Here is a 531-nt window from a genome sequence, read left to right as displayed (position 1 = left end):
CGGCACGTTGGTACGCATTTGTTTGTCTACTTCGATGAAGCCGCGGTCAGTTACAGCAACACCGGCTTTCTCAGCGCTGATCAGTTTGCCGTTAGGCGCACGACCGGCGGCAACCAGTACGGCATCGTAACGTTGTGGCTCTTTAGGCGCATTTGCACCTTCAAAGGTAACGTAAACACCGTCTTCTTTAGGCTCAACAGCAACAGTTTTGGTGTTGATCATGATGTTGTCAAAACGATATTCGTTTTGTTTTTGCCATACTTTAACCAAGTCGCGGTCTGCGCCTTGCATCAGGCCGTCCATCATTTCAACAACATCTAGGCGAGCCCCCAAAGTGCTGTAAACCGTACCCATTTCGAGACCGATAATACCGCCGCCGATGATCAACAGTTTGCCCGGTACTTCTTTCAGAGCCAGTGCACCGCTGGAATCGATGATGCGTGGATCTTCAGGAATAAAAGGCAGTTTGGTTACGCGGCTGCCTGCTGCAATGATACAGTTTTTGAAGGCAACGATTTTTTTCTCGCCGGT

Annotated in this window: 1 protein-coding gene; it reads right to left on the bottom strand. The window is 49.7% G+C overall.

Annotated features, from left to right (window positions below; translation table 11 throughout):
* On the bottom strand, nucleotides 1-531 hold a 531-nt coding region (locus ACTHTY_RS11545), incomplete at both ends, for an FAD-dependent oxidoreductase (protein WP_440367760.1).

Origin of the sequence: Neisseria sp. P0019.S002, from assembly GCF_051957155.1 — a bacterium.
Lineage (GTDB): Bacteria > Pseudomonadota > Gammaproteobacteria > Burkholderiales > Neisseriaceae > Neisseria > Neisseria perflava.
Note: the sequence above shows the minus strand (reverse complement) of the source record. Positions and strands in the feature narration are given on the sequence as shown.